This is a genomic window from Vibrio sp. CCB-PB317, assembly GCF_022808245.1.
Lineage (GTDB): Bacteria > Pseudomonadota > Gammaproteobacteria > Enterobacterales > Vibrionaceae > Vibrio > Vibrio diabolicus.
This window is the reverse complement of record NZ_JALGNU010000003.1, coordinates 511,721-527,194: the sequence shown is the minus strand read 5'-3', so window position 1 is coordinate 527,194 and position 15,474 is coordinate 511,721. Positions and strand designations below refer to the sequence as shown.

General features: G+C 45.5%; 17 protein-coding genes. 3 read left to right on the top strand and 14 right to left on the bottom strand.

Annotation, left to right across the window (positions count from 1 at the left end):
• Nucleotides 1–8 precede the first annotated feature (8 nt).
• The 13 genes from fliE to MTR11_RS19575 all read right to left on the bottom strand — a co-directional run bounded on the left by fliE (nucleotide 9) and on the right by MTR11_RS19575 (nucleotide 13,676).
• A complete protein-coding gene (gene fliE, locus MTR11_RS19635) occupies nucleotides 9–320 on the bottom strand; it encodes a flagellar hook-basal body complex protein FliE (RefSeq protein ID WP_012841525.1) in 312 nt (103 codons plus the stop codon).
• Between the two features lie 122 nt (nucleotides 321–442).
• Nucleotides 443–1,852 (bottom strand): sigma-54-dependent transcriptional regulator, encoded by a 1,410-nt coding sequence (locus MTR11_RS19630; RefSeq protein ID WP_243328241.1) that lies wholly within the window; start codon nucleotides 1,850–1,852, stop codon nucleotides 443–445.
• A gap of 36 nt (nucleotides 1,853–1,888) precedes the next feature.
• Complete coding sequence (locus MTR11_RS19625) at nucleotides 1,889–2,920, bottom strand: sensor histidine kinase (RefSeq protein WP_046875535.1); 1,032 nt, start codon at nucleotides 2,918–2,920, stop codon at nucleotides 1,889–1,891.
• 196 nt (nucleotides 2,921–3,116) lie between these two features.
• Complete coding sequence (locus tag MTR11_RS19620) at nucleotides 3,117–4,583, bottom strand: sigma-54 dependent transcriptional regulator (RefSeq protein WP_006741695.1); 1,467 nt, start codon at nucleotides 4,581–4,583, stop codon at nucleotides 3,117–3,119.
• A gap of 289 nt (nucleotides 4,584–4,872) precedes the next feature.
• On the bottom strand, nucleotides 4,873–5,283 hold the full coding sequence (gene fliS, locus MTR11_RS19615; RefSeq protein WP_012841524.1) for a flagellar export chaperone FliS: 411 nt from the start codon (nucleotides 5,281–5,283) through the stop codon (nucleotides 4,873–4,875).
• 12 nt (nucleotides 5,284–5,295) lie between these two features.
• Entirely contained in the window at nucleotides 5,296–5,601 is a 306-nt protein-coding gene (locus MTR11_RS19610; RefSeq protein ID WP_152811792.1) for a flagellar protein FliT, read from the bottom strand.
• Nucleotides 5,602–5,604: 3 nt separating this feature from the next.
• On the bottom strand, nucleotides 5,605–7,596 hold the full coding sequence (fliD, locus tag MTR11_RS19605) for a flagellar filament capping protein FliD (RefSeq protein WP_109169801.1): 1,992 nt from the start codon (nucleotides 7,594–7,596) through the stop codon (nucleotides 5,605–5,607).
• A 21-nt stretch (nucleotides 7,597–7,617) separates the two neighbouring features.
• Entirely contained in the window at nucleotides 7,618–8,052 is a 435-nt protein-coding gene (flaG, locus tag MTR11_RS19600; RefSeq protein WP_047008849.1) for a flagellar protein FlaG, read from the bottom strand.
• 92 nt (nucleotides 8,053–8,144) lie between these two features.
• Nucleotides 8,145–9,275, bottom strand: a complete 1,131-nt coding sequence (locus tag MTR11_RS19595; protein ID WP_006741693.1) for a flagellin — start codon at nucleotides 9,273–9,275, stop codon at nucleotides 8,145–8,147.
• A 288-nt stretch (nucleotides 9,276–9,563) separates the two neighbouring features.
• Nucleotides 9,564–10,697, bottom strand: a complete 1,134-nt coding sequence (locus MTR11_RS19590; RefSeq protein ID WP_005393103.1) for a flagellin — start codon at nucleotides 10,695–10,697, stop codon at nucleotides 9,564–9,566.
• Between the two features lie 263 nt (nucleotides 10,698–10,960).
• The gene (locus MTR11_RS19585; protein WP_046875529.1) at nucleotides 10,961–12,094 is read right to left on the bottom strand and encodes a flagellin; all 1,134 of its coding nucleotides are present in this window, start codon (nucleotides 12,092–12,094) and stop codon (nucleotides 10,961–10,963) included.
• Nucleotides 12,095–12,242: 148 nt separating this feature from the next.
• Nucleotides 12,243–13,145: a Dyp-type peroxidase gene (locus MTR11_RS19580; protein ID WP_243328240.1), complete on the bottom strand. Its 903-nt coding sequence runs from the start codon at nucleotides 13,143–13,145 to the stop codon at nucleotides 12,243–12,245.
• Nucleotides 13,146–13,190: 45 nt separating this feature from the next.
• The gene (locus MTR11_RS19575; RefSeq protein WP_012841521.1) at nucleotides 13,191–13,676 is read right to left on the bottom strand and encodes a DUF2919 domain-containing protein; all 486 of its coding nucleotides are present in this window, start codon (nucleotides 13,674–13,676) and stop codon (nucleotides 13,191–13,193) included.
• A gap of 143 nt (nucleotides 13,677–13,819) precedes the next feature.
• On the opposite strand from MTR11_RS19575, the gene MTR11_RS19570 reads away from it, so the two are divergent.
• Together MTR11_RS19570 and MTR11_RS19565 are read left to right on the top strand one after the other, a co-directional pair.
• Nucleotides 13,820–14,173 carry a DUF2956 domain-containing protein gene (locus MTR11_RS19570; protein ID WP_243328239.1) on the top strand — a complete coding sequence of 118 codons (354 nt, stop codon included), beginning with the start codon at nucleotides 13,820–13,822 and terminating at the stop codon, nucleotides 14,171–14,173.
• A gap of 3 nt (nucleotides 14,174–14,176) precedes the next feature.
• The gene (locus MTR11_RS19565) at nucleotides 14,177–14,509 is read left to right on the top strand and encodes a DUF4156 domain-containing protein (protein WP_243328238.1); all 333 of its coding nucleotides are present in this window, start codon (nucleotides 14,177–14,179) and stop codon (nucleotides 14,507–14,509) included.
• A gap of 34 nt (nucleotides 14,510–14,543) precedes the next feature.
• Here the strand turns inward: MTR11_RS19565 and MTR11_RS19560 are convergent, their stop codons facing one another.
• Entirely contained in the window at nucleotides 14,544–14,831 is a 288-nt protein-coding gene (locus MTR11_RS19560; protein ID WP_005380433.1) for a winged helix-turn-helix domain-containing protein, read from the bottom strand.
• A 292-nt stretch (nucleotides 14,832–15,123) separates the two neighbouring features.
• On the opposite strand from MTR11_RS19560, the gene MTR11_RS19555 reads away from it, so the two are divergent.
• Complete coding sequence (locus MTR11_RS19555; RefSeq protein ID WP_047008853.1) at nucleotides 15,124–15,474, top strand: ArsC family reductase; 351 nt, start codon at nucleotides 15,124–15,126, stop codon at nucleotides 15,472–15,474.

The window sequence follows — 15,474 nt, the reverse complement described above, 5'->3', positions numbered from 1 at the left end:
TACCTAAATTACACTGGCATGTTCATGAGGTCTTTATACGCCTCAACGAGTTTATTGCGAATTTGAACCGTCGCATCAAAAGCGACACTAGACTTGTTACGAGCAATCATAACGTCAGAAAGGGAAACATCGGCATCACCACGATCAAAACGGGTTTGTAAGTCACCGGATGCTTTTTGAAGTGTGTTCACGTTATTGATGGCTTTAGTTAGGAGATCATTAAAATCTGCTCCAACTTTCGCCCCACTTGCAGTAGGAGCAGTATTGGTTGCTTCTACCATCATGGCGCGCATTTCTGCCTGAATACCATCAACTTTCATTAGCACCTCTAAGCCAAAAGATTGACTATTAACAAAACTGATTATTAACACAGCAATTAACGTGCCATAAGACATTAGTTAGCGGTTTGCTTACACTTTTTGTCTTATGGCGATTGCACATATTAATTTGGGATATCTATACCAGCATCACGCATTTTGGCAAGTTTGTAGCGCAAGGTTCGTGGGCTTATGCCCAGTTTCTCCGCCATTTCTTTGCGTCGGCCGTTACACTCCACCAAGGTTTCCAAAATAATGGCGTATTCTTGGTCACGCAGCTCGCTGCCCAAGCCCTCCCCGCCAGATACCGGACGGTTCACACTCTCAGGTTGAGCGACTGGCTTAACATTAGGTACAACCATCTCTGCATTTTGAACCACATGCTGCAAGCTGTTGGCATCTTGCCAATCCACCCCTTCTAGTAAGATGTGCTCAGCGTCGATATCACCATTCTCACTTAAGATAAGAGCTCGTTGCACCACGTTATCCAGCTCACGAACGTTACCTGGCCAAGGGTATTGCAGCAGTTTTTCTACCGCAACGGCTGAAAATTGAGGCACTGGCATCCCCATCTTGCTGCAATGACGCTCAGTAAGATGCTTGGCAAGTGGCGCAATATCGCCTTTGCGTTCGTTCAGTGCTGGCCACGCAATTGGGAACACATTCAGGCGGTAGTATAAATCTTCACGGAAGTTGCCTTCTGAGACGTACTGCTTGAGATCACGGTTACTGGTCGCAAGCACGCGTACATCCAGCTTGATGCTCTTACGACTGCCAAGGCGCTCCACTTCACGCTCTTGCAAAACACGTAATAGTTTCGCTTGCAGGTTTAAGTCCATTTCGCTGATTTCATCCAGTAAGATTGTGCCGCCTTGTGCTTGTTCAAACTTACCCGGACACGCTTGAACCGCGCCAGTGAACGCGCCTTTCTCATAACCAAATAGTGTCGCTTCCAGCATGTTGTCTGGAATCGCCGCACAGTTGATCGCAACGAATGGACCATCTTTACGGTTTGATGCGTTGTGAATATAACGCGACATCACTTCTTTACCTGAGCCACTCGGACCTAGCACCATAACATTCGCATCTGTACGTGCCACTTTATCGGCCAAAGCAAGTAGACGCAGACTTTTTTCATCTGCCACGACCGCGTCACCATTGTCATCGCTTTTGATCGGTGCGTATCGACTGACCATGTTCAGCAATACTTCTGGTGCAAATGGTTTCGCCATGTAGTCAATCGCGCCGTCTTTCATTGCCGACACGGCATCTTCAATGTTGGCGTACGCCGTCATTAACAGTACTGGTAAGTTAGGCCAATTCTGCTTGATGTTTTTGAGCAGAGCCAATCCGCCCATACCTGCCATTTGCACGTCAGAAACGACGATATCGACAGTATTCGATTTGAGTTTTAGTAGTGCGTCTTCCGCACAGTCAGCTTCTAACCACTCATACCCTGCCAGAGCCAGAGTATCCACTAGGGCTTCACGAAGACCTTCATCGTCTTCTACGATCAGCACTTTGCTTTGCGCCATTCTGATTCTCCAGTAATTGTTATTACCAGAAGCTGCTTACTGCGCTTCTGGTTGCACTCGCTCTAGCGGAATGCACATGGTAAAGCAGGCTCCATCACCCTGCTCTGAAATAAGTTCCAATCGACCGTCATGGGCACGGCAAACCATTTGAACAACAGCCAGCCCTAACCCGGTTCCTTGAGAACGCGTGGTAAAAAATGGCTCCATAATTTTGGCTTGTAGTTCTTCAGGTACACCCGGTCCGCTGTCTTGCACTGAAATGCGCAACTCGCCATTTACCGGGCGGAAAAAAATATCGACTTGCGACTCTTTACCAGACATCTGAATCGCATTCATGACAAGGTTGCTCAACGCGGATGCAATCGCATTCGCATTGCCTAGCAACTCAGTTTGTTCTTCTTCCACTTCTAGGCAGTAATCAATACCGTTATTTTTTAGCGCGGTTTCGACCATCGGCTGATATTCCGCCACCAACTGAGCAATCGTAAATGGCTTAATGACTTTATTATCACCACCTTTAGCAAAAAGCAGCATATCATTAACCTGCTTTTCCAAATCGTGCAGTCGATCCATTAATTTGGTTTGAAAGCGATCCCTTGTCGCTGGTGGAAGGTTTGGCGCTCCCAAATTGGATGCATATAGCATAGCGCTCGATAGCGGCGTTCTTACCTGATGAGCAAGCGACGCTACCATACGCCCTAACGAAGACAAGCGTTGTAAATCACTCACACGAGCTTGAAGTAAGCGAGTTTCGGTTAAATCGGTAATCAGGATCAATTGACCTGTCGTAGAAGCCGAAATGGCTAATCGAACTTTACGACCATTCCGCAGGGAAACTTCGTGACCATCATCCTCACGAGGATCAAACACCGCCTGAATAATGTTGAACCATTTTTCATTAACCAGTGGAATCTCAAGAATTCGGTGCGCCTCTGGGTTTGCTTCACGCACTATGCCGTACGTGTCGAGCAGAATCACTCCGGCAGGCATCACATCAAGCACCTGCTTATAGCGCTCAACCTGATTTTCTACGGAATCTAAATGGGATTGGTTGGTGTTGTTATCCATTACTGCCTGTCGAAATATCGCCGCTAAAACTAAAATAGCTTGGTAAGCAATTAGCGTACCAAGCTATTTTTTATATTTATCATGACGTTAAGTCATCGACAATAAGTTGACACCCTCAGATAACGGTTTTTGGTGTCAGAAAAACGATGCTAAATAGCCCAAATGATTTAGATATCGTCTTAAATCTCAACGTTGCCTAGCGCTGTAAGTTGTACTTACGCATTTTTTCCACCAACGTTGTGCGTCGCATACCCAGCATATCCGCGGCTCGTGCCACGACCCCACCTTGTGCTTCTAACGCTTGGCTGATCATATTAACTTCTAAATCAGCCAACAGCTCTTTCAGATTTACACCTTCAGGCGGCAGCGCTTGCGGAGCGTTCATGCTGTGGTCAAGATCGTCTTGATCATCAAAACTAAAGTCTTCTGAGAAGATGTCTTGGAACACATCACGCTCTTGTTCTTCAACCGAAATAAACGGATTACTTTCTGGTTGGAACTCCGGGATATCACTGTAGCGATATTTGGTTGGTAAGTGGTTTACATCGACCAAACTATTTGGGTACAGAATGATCATTCGCTCAACAAGGTTGGCTAACTCACGCACGTTACCCGGCCAGTTGTGCTCCATCAGTGAATTGATCGCACGAGGGGTAAAACAGATAGGTTGGCCACCCTCCGCTTCCAGACGCGTCATCAACTCTTGCAGCAGCAATGGAATATCTTGTTTGCGCTCTTTCAGCGCAGGCATCTCGATTGGAAACACGTTCAAACGATAGAACAAGTCTTCTCGGAACGTGCCTTCTTCAATCATACTTTCTAGATTACGGTGTGTTGCCGCGACAACTCGAACATTGACCTTGATGGTGCTATTGCCACCCACACGTTCGAAACAGCGCTCTTGCAATACGCGAAGTAACTTTACTTGCATCGACATCGGCATATCGCCAATCTCATCAAGAAAGATCGTGCCACCGTCTGCGAGCTCAAATCGACCTTTACGTGCCGTTAACGCACCAGTAAACGCGCCTTTTTCGTGGCCAAACAATTCACTTTCTAGAAGCTCCGGTGGAATGGCACCACAGTTAATGGGCACAAAGGCACCACTGCTGTAGGACGAATGATAGTGAATGTTACGCGCAACGACTTCTTTACCAGTCCCCGACTCACCCAAGATCAACACGTTTGCCTCAGTGTCTGAGACTTGCTCGATCAGGTGACGAACTTCTTGAATACCTCTGCTTTGACCAACTAAGCTGCGAAAAAGCGTGTTTTTTCGTGCACTGGCAACGACATTGACCCCTTTTCGACCCAGAAAGTCTTTGCAGTGGCGTAACGCCTCACTAAGCTGTGGGTAATTAAGAGGTAGTTCTAGCTCACCTACAAAATTTGGAAGATCATCCACGGGCAACGGAAATCGGCCCATGACTAAAAGTGGGATGTGGTAGGCGCTGTTTAAATGAGAGATAACCGTATTCGCCGCTTGACCTGCTGGAATGTTACCAACAATACAGCACGACCATACGCTAGACCAATCAACATCGCTGAGCTGATCAGAACTGACCGCTTCGCAATTTTCTCCAACAAATTCCAATATATTGCTTAAATTTAAACGACTTGATGCGTCATCATCAATTACAAGCAGCTTTGCCAAACCTTGCATAAGTAAGAATGATTGCCTTTATTTTAGGTGCGTTGCGGCCAAACCTTGATTTGCGCAATTGGGTGCTAAAAGAAGGCAGAACCACCACACTCAATTTACGATAGACAAAATAGGAAAATCAGCAACAAAAAAAGCCATTAGGGCTACTAATGGCTTCTATTTTATTTGAATATAAAAATAAGGCAACCAAGCAATAAAGAGGTGTGAGCTTGATAGAAACTTTGCTACACAACTCGTTGCGCAATTGACAAATATATTCCTCTAATATCTTAACGCGTTGTTTTGGTTATTAAATACCGACTTCAGCTGCTGTAAGATTATGAAACTCTGTAGGGATTTGGTCCCAAGCGGATTTGATCTCACGGATAATGTCGATAACGTCGTCGATCAGTTGAGGATCATTTTGATGGTTAGCAGCTGAAATTTGCGTGATCATAAACTCATAGAGTGAATCTAAGTTTGAAGCAATATCACCACCGTCATCCATCGATAGACAGCTACGTAGCGCAATGATGATGTCTAGCGCTTTACCTAAACGCTCACCTTTTGCTGGAATATTGCCTGCTTGCATGGCCGCTTTACCTTGAATAAGGCGCTCAATCGCACCAGCCATAAGCATTTGAATGACTTTGTGCGGAGAAGCCGCGCTTAGCTGGCTGTCGACTGATACCTTTTTGTATGCTTGCAAAGAACCGCGCATAGTAATCCTCTTTTAAATAAATTTTTTGTACTGCTGAAGCGAACGCTGGCCATAACGAAACTTATGAAGTTCTTTTCCGACCTTTGACGTTTCCGATTGCATCAGCTCGACAATTCTTTTGGTACGAGTAAGCAACGCTTGCCACTCTGCATCCTGCTTAACCAAAGGATTTTGATGAATAATTGGTAACAGGTTTTGCAATAACCGTTCCCTGATATCGACCAAGCGAAGAATTTCTTCAGTATTAAAGTCGACTTTTTCCAATTCTTGCGTAATTAGTTGATCTATATCACTAATATCTATGAGTTCTTTTTGCATTTATTAACCCAACGCACTCATTAAGGCACCTAACTGACCTTGCATTTTACCAGTCGCATCTTGCATGGCGGTAAACTTCGCGTGAGTGCGCTTTTCTAGGCTTTCCATGCGGCGATCTAATGCCGCTTGATCATCACTCAAACGATAATTTTGTTCTGTGAGACTTTTTTCTCGAGTACGAATGCTGCCTGTAATGCCTGTAATACCATGAATCGCGTCTTCGACTCGTTTAGCAAAACCTGTGTTGCCACCGAAGAACTTTTCTAGCTCGTTGAAGTTGTTGTTCAACTGACGATCCAACATGTCATAGTTGATTTCTAAGGTACCTTGACGCGTGGTAGTAATGCCAAATTCAGTTAATGACTTTAGGTTTTCAGGCGCTTTATCAATTTGAGTGGAAAATACCGATTTTAATCGTGAGTCTGCGCTGCGTACGGTACTGTCCCCCGACAACGGTCCTTTTTGACCAGTGACCGGATCCACACTCGCCAACGCTTGAGACGTTTGGTAAAACGAGTTGTACGCCGCAACAAAGTTTTCGATGTCGTTACGCACACTCTGACGGTCGTATTCGACGCCAATTTCAGCAGGTGGCTTGTTCGGTTCTGATTTGCCTTTAAGTGTTAAATCAACACCTTCTATGGCATCTTCAATCACATTGTTGTGACTAGAAAGCTTTGCAACTCCATCAAGCAGAACTTCTGAATCTTGCCCTGCTTGTACTTCTGTCATCCCAAGGTATTCTTCAAAAGCAGATTGCGCTTTTGCGATTTTCGCTTCTGCTTCATCAATTTTTTCTAAACGTTCACGCTCTTGAGGATCCAGCTTAGCGCGATGAATTTTTTTCGCTTGCTCTTCGGTCAATTCACCACGTTCAACTTTTGCGTCTAGCGCTTGTTTTTCACTCGCAGTTTTTTGCTCAATTTCAGCTTTTTCTTGCTCAAGAAGCTGCTTGGCCTCTTTCGTCGTAACGTAAGAGTCGGTTAATGTGCCTGATGCCGCATTGCTCCAACCCGGAACATCTGGTGCCTTCTCTATTGCTTTCTCGTCGAGTTCGAGCTCTGGCTCTTCATAAGAATCCAGCAAAGTGCCTGACGCAGTTTCTGTCCACCCTGGAATTCGGTCTTCAGGGCGCAAACTTGCGCGTCGGTTGGCTTCATCAATCGCTTCCTGCCCAGCTTTAGCGGCTTCTGCACCCGCAGCAGAGATTGGCTCTTGGGAGCCATCATCTTGTCCATTTTCTGCCGCTTTTTGCTCTTCTGGAGGTAGAGGATTGCCGTTTGCATCCAGTTCTACTGGTTGCTCGGAGAATTGAAGAGGACCTAACACTTCTTCCGCCGCTGAACGAGCTTCTTCAAGCGCGTTAACACGGTCTTCAAGTGTTTGATATTCGAAATATTTTAGAGGGTTGCCTTTGTCGGCCTCCACACTGACTCTGATTTGATGATCCTTACCAGAGAGGTTAGAAGCAAGGATAAGGCGTGGACCTTCAACGTCGTTAATGAGAGATGCTCGAACACCGGGATTGTCTTTTGAGCCGTTGATGCCGCGTACGACATCTGCGAGCTTGGAGCTCGAACGAACGTTCACGTTGAAGGTGTCATCACCAAGCGAAATCTGCAGCTTACCAGGGCCAAACTTTGCGTCTTCTGGCAGTACGTCAGAAGCGACTTTGTGGCTCTGGGCAAGCTGCAACACATCGATAGCATATTTGCCAGCGATAGCATCTGTAGTTGCAGTAGCAGATACGATATTGTCGTCTGTCGTTTCAACAGTACGAACGGCAAACGCTTTCTCTTGACGAAAGTTCGCCATGAGATTTTTCATCGTATCCAGTGATTCTCTGAGTCGCCCATAGGCACTGATACTGGCATTAATTGTCGTGCGCTCGTTGTCAATGCGTTGCTGCTTTGGTACGCGTTCGGCATCCACAATTTTGCTGACCATGGAATTGATATCCATGCCGCCAGACATCCCCAAAGGGCCTAAACTCATCAAATCACCTCTAAAAACGACTTACACTTTTTCAGTCAACAACCCGCTGTTGGCTGTGTGCTCAGCTAGGCGACGCAATACCACTAGCATCTCTTCATCAGGAATTTGACGAATCACGTCGCCCGTTTTGGCTTCGTAAATCGTCACCACATCTCTCCCGGATTCCTCATCCACTCGAAACGCGACTCCTTTGTTTATGGACGTCACAAACTCATTCATTTGCGCGACCAATTTTTCACGTTCTTCTTTGTTCAGCTCTTGACGGCTTTCCGCCATCTCGATCGCAGCTTGAACAGAGAAGTCGTATTCGGTGTCTTTCGCTTTTTGCGGCGAAACCTCACCATTTGAATTTGCTGGGCTAGACGTGCCTATATCATTGCCATTTTTATTTGCAAACTTTGTGCCACTTGGCGTGCCGTAAGGCTGGATGTTCGATGCGTAGGAGGATATATCCATTACAATCTCCCTTCCACCTTATGGGCTAACGATAGAACCTATCGCTTTGGTGCCCCAGCACTAAGGTAATTACCTCAGGCTGGGTCAACCACTTAGCCCAACAAGCTTAGCGCTGCAGATGGAGACTGCTTCGCTTGAGCCAGGATTGAAGTACTTGCTTGCTGAAGAATTTGCGACTTAGTCATCGCAGTGGTTTCTTTCGCGTAATCAGTATCTTTAATACGGCTGTTAGACGCATTAACGTTCTCGTTAATGTTGTCTAGGTTGCTGATTGCGTGGTTGAAGCGGTTTTGGAAAGCACCAAGTGACGCACGTTGGCTGTCTACTGACTTAAGCGCACCGTCGATAACAGCCACGGCTTCTTGAGAGCCTGCTACTGTTGTTACGTCGATGTCTTTCACTGTTACGTCTTTCGGGCCGCCAAAGCCGATCTCGTCCGCTAGGTTGCCAGAGAACTCAACATCACCTTGAACTTTTTGAGAAGAAGCAAATACTTGTAGCTTGCCATCTTCACCAACAGACGCTTTTACATCATCGTTTTGACCGTTGATGTACGTTGCTAGCTGCTCAATGTCGTCGCCTTGTTTTGCGCTGATCGATAGCTCTTTCTCTTCACCTTGTTTGTTGGTGTAGCTCATTTTGAACTCAGTTTTCTCACCAACAGTCCAAGATGCATCTTTACCCTCTTCTGCTGCGTAGCTCTTGCCACCCATTGCAGAAGTGTCTGAGCGCAAGCTACCCATAGAAAGCATCACTGCTTCACCTGAGTCTGCACCGATTTGGAAAGATTGCGTACCGTATGTACCGTTCAGCAACTTGTTACCACCGAAAGAGGTAGTTTCAGCAATACGGTTTAGCTCGTCATTTAGCGCTGTTACTTCTTCTTGGATCGCAACACGTTCTGCTTTTGAGTTAGAACCGTTCGCAGATTGAAGCGATAGGTCACGCATACGTTGTAGGATGTTGGTAGATTCATTCATTGCACCTTCAGCAACCTGTGCAATAGAAATACCGTCGTTTGCGTTTTTCACCGCCATGTCTAGGCCACGGCTTTGTGCATTCAAGCGGTTTGAAATCTGTAGACCTGCAGCATCGTCTTTCGCGCTATTGATTTTATAACCCGAAGACAAACGCTCCATTGATTTTTGTTGACCGTCAGCTGCCTGGTTTAGGTAACGCTGTGCAGTCATCGCAGAAACGTTAGTATTAACGTTAATCGCCATAATTGATCTCCTTAAGGCTTTAGTGAATGTACCGTCGTGTCTCTCACCTCACTTAGGTACATCTCATTTCTCTCAGTCCCTTTAACGGCGACCGATGAATATCCTTTAGAAGAAATTTTCAATTTTTTGCGATTATTTTCTTTGGCTTACTGAAATGTGATGAAGCTCTAATGTCGTGATTCGCAGAAATCCTGAGTCCCCAAAAGACAGAAAAAAACCCAGCCGAAGCTGGGTTTACTCGCTCATCTCTCACCACGAGCCAATGAGGTTCTCGTCTTAGGTTTGAAATTAACCTAGCAGACTTAGCGCTGAGTTTGGCGCTTGTTTCGCTTGCGCAAGGATTGAGCTTGACGCTTGCGATAGAATTTGTGACTTGGTCATTTGAGTCGTTTCTTTCGCGAAGTCAGTATCTTTGATACGGCTCTTCGACGCGTTCACGTTCTCGTTGATGTTATCCAAGTTGCTGATTGCATGGTTGAAACGGTTCTGGAATGCACCCAGCTCTGCGCGGTGGCTGTCTACGTATTTCAGTGCCGCATCGATGATAGCCACAGATTCTTGTGCGCCACCAACTGAGGTTACGTCGATAGTATCTACCGTTACTTTTTTACCTTCGCCCAAACCTAGCTCGCCAGATAGGCCGCCTGAAAACTCGACTTCGCCTTCGACTTTGTTGTTGCCAGCAAAGATTTGCAGTTTACCGTCTTGATCTACTGAGGCTTTCACTAGGTCAGTTTGACCGTTAATGTAAGTCGCAAGCTCTTCGATATCGTCACCTGCTTTTGCGCTGATGTTGATTTCTTGCTCTTGACCGTAGCTGTCCGTTAGGTTGATTTTTAGGTCGTTTTTACCTTCAGCAACGTTCCAGTCTTTACCTTTACCACTTTCAGCTTGGTAGCTCACACCGCCCATCATTTTGTTGTCTGAACGCATGTCTTTTAGCTCAAGCATCACTGCTTCACCGTTATCCGCACCGATTTGGAACGATTTCGCACCGTGTGTGCCGTTTAGTAGCTTGTTACCACCGAAAGACGTGGTTTCTGCGATACGGTTTAGTTCGTCATTTAGCGCGGTCACTTCTTCTTGAATCGCCACACGCTCTGATTTCGAGTTTGAGCCGTTTGCTGATTGTAGAGACAAGTCACGCATACGTTGAAGAATGTTAGTGGTCTCGTTCATTGCACCTTCAGCGGTTTGTGCAATTGAGATACCGTCGTTCGCGTTGCGAACCGCCACATCCAGGCCACGGCTTTGTACGTTCAAACGGTTCGAAATTTGAAGACCCGCAGCGTCATCTTTTGCGCTGTTGATTTTGAACCCCGAAGACAAACGCTCCATAGAAGTTTGTTGAGCTGAGTTTGCGTTGTTTAGGTAACGCTGAGCCGTCATCGCTGATACGTTAGTGTTTACATTCACTGCCATGGTGATTTCTCCAATTGATTTTCCGGTATAGCGGTTTCCGACGTCTCGGAAAACCAAGTAGTTCTCTCAAAGTTACTTTTATTAACGGCGCTCAAACTGATTTCTTTAGGAATTTTTTTGGATTTTTTTGGAAAAAGTTCATTTGGAGAAGGAATCGTGATGAAGCAGATAAAAAAGCAAAAAAACGTCAAATTTTCGCTAAAGCTTCTTTTCGAGTTGTCGATACAGGCAGGTTTTACGTTAAATTCGAGCGAGACCGATCATTAGCCAAGTAAGGTTAATGCTAGGTTGGGCGCTTGTTTTGCTTGTGCAAGAATAGAAGTACTGACCTGCTGCAAGATCTGCTGCTTCACCATTTGCGTGGTTTCTTTCGCGTAGTCAGTGTCTTGGATACGACTGTTGGAAGCGGCTAAGTTTTCGTGGATGTTATCGAGATTATTGATCGCGTGATTAAAGCGGTTTTGATACGCGCCTAACTCAGCACGATGGCTATCAACGTACTTCATCGCAGTATCTAGGACGGCCACGGCTTGTTGCGCACCACCGACAGACGTAATGTCGATGTTATCAACCGCATCGTAACCTTTTAGCTGTAACCCCAGTTCACTCGCTAAGTCACCTGAAAACGATAAAGTGCCTGAAGTTTCTTCTCCAGCCATAAATAGCTGTAACTGACCTTCTTCATTCACCGATGCCGTGACTTTGTCAGTTTGACCATTGATATAAGTCGCAAGCTCTTCGATATCATCGCCAGCTTTGGCATTAATTTGAATGGTTTCCGTCTCACCAAAACGATTCGTAAATGACATACTAAGATCATTCGCACCGTCTTTTACTTTCCAATCAGAGCTTGCACGTCCGTTTGCAATGTAACTAAAGCCGCCCATATCAATGCCATCACTGCGCATCGACTTTAATTCAACCTGCACAGCTTCACCTGACGCTGCACCGATTTGAAATGCCGACTTACCAAAGCTGCCATTGAGCAGTTTACGCCCACCAAAGGAGGTCGTTTCGGCAATGCGGTTTAGCTCATCGTTAAGTGCCGTCACTTCTTCTTGCAGTGCAGTGCGTTCCGCTTTGCTGTTTGAACCATTGGCTGACTGTAGCGACAAATCACGCATACGTTGCATGATATTAGTCACCTCATTCATCGCGCCTTCCGCAGTTTGCATGATGGAAATGCCGTCATTCGCGTTGCGAACCGCAACATCCAAACCACGCATTTGTGATTGCAAGCGGTTGGAGATTTGCAGACCCGCAGCGTCATCCTTTGCGCTGTTAATACGCTTCCCTGAAGACAAACGCTCCATGGATTGATTCAGCATATCCGTTGCACTGGTCAAATGACGTTGTGCGACAAGTGCTGCCACATTGGTATTAACGGTGATAGCCAAGAGACACAGACTCCAAATAAATTAAGGCGTTGGATACTTATCGACCAAATAATCGAAAGGTTTAGTCTTTTTGAAAAAGTCTGTGGAATAGAAAAGTAGAAAATAAAAGCCCTCCAATTGGAGGGCTTAAGAAATAAAGTCTGAGAACTTACTTGATGGCTAGCTCTGCGAGCATTTCTTGTGAAGGAGCGAAGAAGTACGCACCAGTTACCGCTTTTGTGAAACGAAGCATTTGGTCTGTTTTACCATCTGTCACGCCGTACATACTTTCTAGCATCACTTTAATGGTATGAAGTGTATTACAGTAAGAGATAAACAGCAGGCCATGAGGCCCTGTTACCGTCCCGTATGGCAAGCTATGACGAACAATCTTGAGACCTTTTCCTTCTTCTTTAATATCAACGCGACCAACGTGTGATGCAGCAGGAACGTCTTCTAGCTCGATAGAATCTGGTTTGGTACGACCAATCACTTTTTCTTGCGCTTTGACATTCAAGCGATTCCAAGCGGCAAGGTTATGTTCGAAGCGTTGAGCCATGACATAACTACCTCCAGCAAATGGGCCCTCTTTTACTAGAGCCACATCAGCGCGAGCCTCCCCTTTCGGGTTTTCTGTCCCATCAATAAAGTCTGTCATATCACGAGCATCAAGGTAACGGTACCCATACGTTTCGTCCACAATGGTGACATCTTCTGCCGTCTCTTCTAGAAACTTACGCAGAACATAAAAGTGCAAGTCGTGACGAGTAGAGTGACAGTGAATCAGCACATCAACATCCGTTGCAGGCGCTACGATGTCTCCTTCGCCAAGTTGAGTAAAATCAATAAGCTCTTCTGGCGCGTCTACATTGAGGTGTTGCCAAAACGATTTTGTGAATGCGATAGAAAGGGTCAGCGCCGCGCCTGGCTGGGTAATATTTAACTCTTCCACTAACTTTGGTAGTGCTTTCAGCTTATCCAATACGTTTTCACGGTTTTGGTTCACTTTAAGTTGAGTGTACAGTGCAAATGGCCCTGCTTCTGGCACGATCGCCGTTTGAGCTTGTGACATTGAGGTTTCCTCTATACTTTGCCCCGGTGTGGGAAGTTATTGTTTTTAATTCTTCGAAGGCTGCTCTTCATTGCGCTCCAATTGTGGCACATGAAAACAGTCTTTTACCCATCTTCCATTTAGAAGATAGATCATAAACCAAGCTAATAAGGTAATGGTAAGGGCGTTTGCCCAATTGAATACACCATGTTCCAGATACACATGATACATGGTCTGAGCCAGTTGGATACCGCACAAGATCAAAGTGATCTCTCGACCATAGCGAGTAATTCTGTTTACCCATCCTCTATCGGGGTGACGGAGCCCCATCAACCACATGAGAAGCAGGCTTGGAATGCCCATAGCCAAACCCAAATACAGCGTACTTGAGTCTGGATAAACAATAGCGAGTAGCTTACTGCCACTATCACGACTTACGCCTGCCATCGCAAACACAACCCATGAACGTACAAGAAACATCCATCCAAACCATAAAATAATCGGCGCTTTTAAAAATCCATGGGCGTCATATTGGTCAAACGAGTAGCGCACAACATCTTCTTCTTAATATGATAAAACGCCACTTTAACCTATCATTTCAGAGTTGCAAGCCAGCAAAGATGAGAACTAAAGTTCATTTCATCATCTTACACAGGTAAACTAAACAAAGATTTACAATGACGTTGATGAGAAACATGAAAAAAAGAACTCCAGCTACCCCAGCGCCTTCTCAAGAAACTCAAGCCGAAGCGATGAGAATTGCCAAATCCACGCAGAAACCGGGGCAAACCAAAGAGCAAACCAAGCTTATCGCTCAAGGTATCGAAAAAGGCATCGCTCAATATAAGAAGCAGCAGAAAGAGCGCAATCGTCAAGCCGATAAAGCAAAGAAAAAACAGCAACGTGAAAAGCAACGTCAGCATGAAGAGACTATCGAACAAGACAACATCACCGACGATGCGCCAAACTATGCATCAAGCAAACTGTCTTGGATACTGCTCGCTCTGAGCTGGATTGGCTTTGCTGCTTACATAGTATTGGGGAAATAGCTGATGAGACGCCTGTTACTTGGACTTTTTGTCGTACTTCTCTCTGGTTGCACGATGCCTTCTCACCTTACTCATGCTCAAAGCCAAGATGTTCATATTCGCATTGACGCTCGGTTCAACCCTGATCGATGCGAATACAAAGGCGAAGTCACCGGAAGTGAGGGTCACTGGTATAACTACATTTTTATGACTAATGACGCGATGATGCAAGGCGCGATGAATGATTTAAAAAACAATGCCGCGTCTATCGATGCGGACACCGTTTTTATGGTCTCCCCACAAGATTTTATCACCTCATTTAGCGTACTGGGCTCCGCTTACCGCTGTAATGGGTGACGCCTGAATATGAAAAAAGCCAGCAATTGCTGGCTTATGCACGAAATCCAAGACTGCTAGCGATATCTCTCTCCCGCTCTAGAACCCATTGGCTATCAAAAGGCCCCCAATCTGAAAGTTGATAATAGCCGTCATTATGACGTCGGCCATCTTGAACGAATATGAGTTCAATGCCGATCCCAGGTAACGCCTTGAGTACATCTTGAATTGTACGACGAGGCCACCCCGTTTTTTCGATCAACTTTGGCACATTCGGCCTTTCTAGGTTTTCCACCAACAAGGCCAAATATAGCCGCCTTGCAAAAACAGGACTCAATTCCATTGACACCTCCTAAAATTGTGCTGATTCATTATTTCGTTTTTGCTCAGCGAGATGTTGCGTTTGATCAATAACTCGACTTTTCCATTTGATTTAGACGATTTTTTATTCGATTTATAGTGCATTCATCGTAAATAAGTTACGTAACATCAGTTATCTCAATCTATCTGAAAATATTTTCCACCGCATTTTGTCAGTTTGATTGCTTCTTGATAGGATGCTATAGCAGCCCAAATCACTTAAGTGCGTCTTAACCGCGCCAGTGAAAAATAGAACAAAGAAAAAAGGAAACACTATGTCGATTACCATGTTTGGTATTCCCAACTGCGATACGATCAAAAAAGCCAAAAAATGGTTAGAAGCTGAGGATATTGCTTACGACTTCCATGACTACCGTAAGCAAGGCGTTGATGTAGCTATGGTAAGCGAATTTTGTCGCGCTTTAGGTTGGGAACAGGTGCTCAACAAACGTGGCACGACCTACCGCCAACTGACACAAGAACAGAAAGACACGCTTAACGAAGAAAACGCGATCGCTCTTTTGGTAGAAAATCCGGCGATGATCAAGCGCCCAATTTTAAAAGTGAATGATCAACTTCATATCGGTTTTAAAGCTGATCAATACGCTACCATTTTCAACTCTTAA

Bases quoted from the DNA above. Each gene is read 5' to 3' on its own strand.
- flaG (WP_047008849.1), bottom strand. From the start codon at position 8,052: ATGGATATATCCTCCTACGCATCGAACATCCAGCCTTACGGCACGCCA.
- fliS (WP_012841524.1), bottom strand. From the start codon at position 5,283: ATGCGCGGTTCTTTGCAAGCATACAAAAAGGTATCAGTCGACAGCCAG.
- MTR11_RS19555 (WP_047008853.1), top strand. From the start codon at position 15,124: ATGTCGATTACCATGTTTGGTATTCCCAACTGCGATACGATCAAAAAA.
- fliD (WP_109169801.1), bottom strand. From the start codon at position 7,596: ATGAGTTTAGGCCCTTTGGGGATGTCTGGCGGCATGGATATCAATTCC.
- MTR11_RS19565 (WP_243328238.1), top strand. From the start codon at position 14,177: ATGAGACGCCTGTTACTTGGACTTTTTGTCGTACTTCTCTCTGGTTGC.
- MTR11_RS19595 (WP_006741693.1), bottom strand. From the start codon at position 9,275: ATGGCGATTAACGTTAATACTAACGTTTCTGCGATGACTGCACAGCGT.
- MTR11_RS19620 (WP_006741695.1), bottom strand. From the start codon at position 4,583: ATGCAAGGTTTGGCAAAGCTGCTTGTAATTGATGATGACGCATCAAGT.
- MTR11_RS19560 (WP_005380433.1), bottom strand. From the start codon at position 14,831: ATGGAATTGAGTCCTGTTTTTGCAAGGCGGCTATATTTGGCCTTGTTG.
- fliE (WP_012841525.1), bottom strand. From the start codon at position 320: ATGAAAGTTGATGGTATTCAGGCAGAAATGCGCGCCATGATGGTAGAA.
- MTR11_RS19630 (WP_243328241.1), bottom strand. From the start codon at position 1,852: ATGGCGCAAAGCAAAGTGCTGATCGTAGAAGACGATGAAGGTCTTCGT.
- MTR11_RS19570 (WP_243328239.1), top strand. From the start codon at position 13,820: ATGAAAAAAAGAACTCCAGCTACCCCAGCGCCTTCTCAAGAAACTCAA.
- MTR11_RS19580 (WP_243328240.1), bottom strand. From the start codon at position 13,145: ATGTCACAAGCTCAAACGGCGATCGTGCCAGAAGCAGGGCCATTTGCA.
- MTR11_RS19610 (WP_152811792.1), bottom strand. From the start codon at position 5,601: ATGCAAAAAGAACTCATAGATATTAGTGATATAGATCAACTAATTACG.
- MTR11_RS19625 (WP_046875535.1), bottom strand. From the start codon at position 2,920: ATGGATAACAACACCAACCAATCCCATTTAGATTCCGTAGAAAATCAG.
- MTR11_RS19590 (WP_005393103.1), bottom strand. From the start codon at position 10,697: ATGGCAGTGAATGTAAACACTAACGTATCAGCGATGACGGCTCAGCGT.